Origin of the sequence: Kutzneria sp. 744, from assembly GCF_000568255.1 — a bacterium.
GTDB lineage: Bacteria > Actinomycetota > Actinomycetes > Mycobacteriales > Pseudonocardiaceae > Kutzneria.
The window spans coordinates 7,976,612-7,980,039 of sequence record NZ_KK037166.1; the positions used below are offsets into that span (position 1 = coordinate 7,976,612).

The 3,428-nt window shown below is 73.1% G+C and carries 5 protein-coding genes; 2 read left to right on the plus strand and 3 right to left on the minus strand.

The annotated features are described in order from the left end of the window. Positions 1-592: DUF7059 domain-containing protein (locus KUTG_RS36720; RefSeq protein ID WP_369794668.1), on the minus strand; the 592-nt coding region annotated here is incomplete at its 3' end. Positions 593-650: 58 nt separating this feature from the next. Here KUTG_RS36720 and KUTG_RS36725 point away from each other — a divergent pair. Further along, positions 651-1,019: a DUF3099 domain-containing protein gene (locus KUTG_RS36725; protein ID WP_043723429.1), complete on the plus strand. Its 369-nt coding sequence runs from the start codon at positions 651-653 to the stop codon at positions 1,017-1,019. Between the two features lie 190 nt (positions 1,020-1,209). On the opposite strand, the gene KUTG_RS36730 is transcribed toward KUTG_RS36725, so the two are convergent. Next, entirely contained in the window at positions 1,210-2,088 is an 879-nt protein-coding gene (locus tag KUTG_RS36730; RefSeq protein ID WP_043723431.1) for a carbohydrate kinase family protein, read from the minus strand. Then, complete coding sequence (locus KUTG_RS36735; protein ID WP_043723441.1) at positions 2,085-3,029, minus strand: pseudouridine-5'-phosphate glycosidase; 945 nt, start codon at positions 3,027-3,029, stop codon at positions 2,085-2,087. Before KUTG_RS36735 ends, KUTG_RS36730 begins: the two co-directional genes overlap by 4 nt. A gap of 54 nt (positions 3,030-3,083) precedes the next feature. Here KUTG_RS36735 and KUTG_RS36740 point away from each other — a divergent pair, with 54 nt between their 5' ends. Then, positions 3,084-3,317, plus strand: coding sequence for a DUF3039 domain-containing protein (locus KUTG_RS36740; RefSeq protein ID WP_043723451.1), 234 nt, complete (start codon positions 3,084-3,086; stop codon positions 3,315-3,317). Positions 3,318-3,428 lie beyond the last annotated feature (111 nt).

A 3,428-nucleotide genomic window follows, 5' to 3' on the forward strand; every position in this document is an offset into this window, starting at 1 on the left:
GCTCGTTGAGCCGGAAGGTCGCCGAGGCAAGGGAAAGCGCCCGTTCGGACAGGTCGGTGGCGGTGACGCGGTTGGCGTGGCGGGCGGCGTGCAGCGCCTGCACCCCGCAGCCGGTTCCCAGATCCAGCACGGTGTCCACGGGCCGTCGGGCCGTGGCGCGAGCAAGGCTCAGAGACGCGTGTCCGACGCCCAGCACGTGGTCCGGGCCGACGGGTGCGCCGCGCAGGTCGGAGTCCTGGTCCGACACCACCCACCAGGAACCCTGATCGTCTCCGTACGGTCGAACGTCGAGATCCGCGCGCAGGTTCCCGTCGACCTCGCGGAGCAGTCCCTCCGTCACGGCGTCGGCCACGGACAGCGTGCCCAGGGCGGCGGCGGTCTCGGTCGACGACACGGCGTCACCGAGCAGGAACAGGCGGATCAGGCTGCCGAGCGCGCCGGCGTCGGCGCTGGCCCGACGGGCCGGTTCGGGCTCGCCGCGGCCGAGCGCCGCGTGCGCCTGCGCGCCGAGCAGGTCGACGACCGCGTCCGGCTCGTAGCGGGCCTCGCGGAAGGCGTCCCGCAGCTGGTCACAGAACTTGTCGGAAAACACGACCAGAATGTTTGCACGTCCTTGAAGGCGACTAGCATCAACGGGAGGAGGTGGTGTCGTGAAGGGCTCTGACCGGGACGACACACCGGTTCTGATCACCGGGGCCGCGCCCTCGTACGCGGACGAGTCCCGGGCACGCAAGCGCAAGTACACGATCATGATGCTGCTGCGCGTGCCGTGCCTGCTGCTGGCCGTGGCGTTCATCAACGTGTGGTGGCTGGCGCTGTTCTTCCTGGTGCTGTCGATTCCCCTGCCGTGGGTGGCCGTGCTGATCGCCAACGACCGCCCGCCACGCAAGCAGGAGGAGATCAACCGCTACAACGCGGAGAAGGCCGCCCGCCGGGCGCTGGCGCGAGAGGTCTCGCCCGACGCCCAGCAGAACGCCCCGCAGGACGCCCCGAAACCGCCCCCGGCCATCGAGGGCTGAGAGTCGGGATCCTTCGAGCCGGCGGGCGAAGCCGCCGGCTCGCGATTGGGTGAGGTGTGCCCGCGGACCGCGCGGCCATCATCGCTCCCTGTGCCCCGCGGGGGCCGGCCCCCACACCCCCACGCCGGGGCTCCGCCCCGGACCCCGAGCCCAGGTCGCGGCCTTGAACGGCCCGGGCTCGGGGGCCTGATCACACCGGCGGCTGACCGCCCACGCGGGACACCGCCCGCGACCCCGCCGTCACGCCGGCCCTCAGCACCTCCAGCGGCGGTTGCCCGTTCAGCCACGCCGCCAGCAGCCCGGCGTCGAAGGCGTCCCCGGCGCCGGTGGAGTCCACGCAGTCGGCCGCCACGGCCGGCACGTCCCAGCGCCCGACCCGGTCCACCCAGCTGGCCCCGGCCGGCCCGGTCGTCACGGCCACCGCGCCCACGTGGTCCAGCAGCTTGGCGGCGGCGGCCGGATCACGGGAGCCGGTCAGCGCCTCCAACTCCTCGGAGTTGGGCAGCAGCAGGTCCACGCCGGCCACCATGGCCAGAAACGTCTCCGGCCCCTGGTTGACGATGTGCAGCGCCGCCTGCGGGTCCACCGAGGTCGTCAGCCCCGCCCCACGGGCCGCGGCAAGCATCTCCAGCCCGGCGTCGCGCGACTTGGGGTCCAACAGCACGTAACCGGACAGGTGGAGATGACTGGCCGTCTCCAGCACGTGGACGGACAGGTCCGAGCCGGCCAGCCGGGCGTTCGCGCCCCGGTCGGCCAGCATGCTCCGCTGCCCGTCCCCGTCGACCAGGACGACGACGCAGCAGGTCGGGGCGGCCGGATCGGTGGCGAAGGCGCACCGCACCCCGAACACCTCCAGCTCGGCCCGCACCTGGCGGCCGGCCATGTCGTCGCCGACCCGCCCCACCAGCACGGTGTCCACGCCCAGCGACGCCAGCCACGCGGCGGTGTTGGCCCCCGCCCCGCCGACCGCCAGCGCGATGTCCGCCCGGGAGTCGCCGGCGTGGGCGATCGGGCTGTGATGCCGGGCGACGACGTCCATCGCCGCGTCCCCGACCACGATGACCGTCATCGGGCGAGCTCCACCCGCCCCAGCTCAACAGACACAGCGGCGGCCACGCGCGCGTTGGACAGCACCAGCTGCTCGTTGGTGTCCAGGCTCACGCCGCCACTGGCCGAGTGGAAGTGCTCCAGCAGCACCGGCGTCACGTCCTTGCCTCGCACGTTCCGCGTGACCAGCAGCTCAAGGCCCTCGGCCAGCAGGCGGTCGTGCAGCTCGCGGTCCATCTCGTACTCGACCGGCACCGGGTTGGCCAGCAGTACCCCGGACTGCCCCGGGGCGTGCGCCCGGTGCGCCGCGACCACGGCCGCCGCCTGGGCCGGGTCGTCCACCCGCCACGGCACGTCGAAATCGGATTCACGCAGGTAGAACGCCGGGAACCGGTTCGTGCGGTAGCCGAGCACCGGCACCGAGCTGGTCTCCAGCAGCTCCAGCGTGGCGCCGATGTCCAGCACCGACTTCACGCCCGAGCACACCACCAGCACCGGCGTCTCGGCCAGCACGCCCAGGTCGGCCGAGACGTCCCAGCTCTCCGCCGCGCCCCGGTGCACGCCGCCGAGGCCGCCGGTCGCGAACACGCCGACCCCCGCCCTGGCCGCGATGGACGCCGTGCCGGCCACCGTCGTCGCCCCGTCCCGGCCCAGCGCGATCGCCGGCCCCAGGTCCCGCCGCGACAGCTTGACCAGGCCCGACGCCGGGTCGCACACCCGGTCCAGCTGCTTGTCGTCCAGTCCGACGACCGGCCGCCCGTCCAGCACCGCGATCGTCGCCGGCACCGCCCCGGCGTCCCGGACCACTTGCTCCACCCGCGCCGCGACCTCCCGGTTGCGGCCCGGCGGCAGCCCGTGGGCCAGGATCGTGCTCTCCAACGCCACCACGGCCCGGCCCTCGGCCAGCGCGGCCGCCACCTCGGCGTTGATGTCTGGGGCGCTGACCTGCGGTTGTGTACCCATGCTCTCCCGTTCCAACGTCCAGCGTGTATCAGGCATCATGAATGAGTGAGCCCGATGACCCAGACGCTGCCCGAGACCGACACCCGGCGCGACGCCGACGAGACCACCGGCGACGACACGCCGAAGATGTTCCACTACGTCAAGAAGGCGAAGATCGCGGAGAGTGCCGTGATGGGCAATCACGTGGTCGCGCTGTGCGGTGAGGTGTTCCCCGTCACCAAGGCGCCCAAGCCCGGATCGCCCGTGTGCCCGGAGTGCAAGAAGATCTACGAGATGATGGCCGAGTAATTGGCGCCGCCTCCGGCGTCGCGGCTCGGCCCCTCGTGACCCCTGCCTCGCCCTTGCCGGATTTTCCCCCGCCGCATCGGCGTAGGTGGGTGGGCGCGTCGGGCGGCGGCG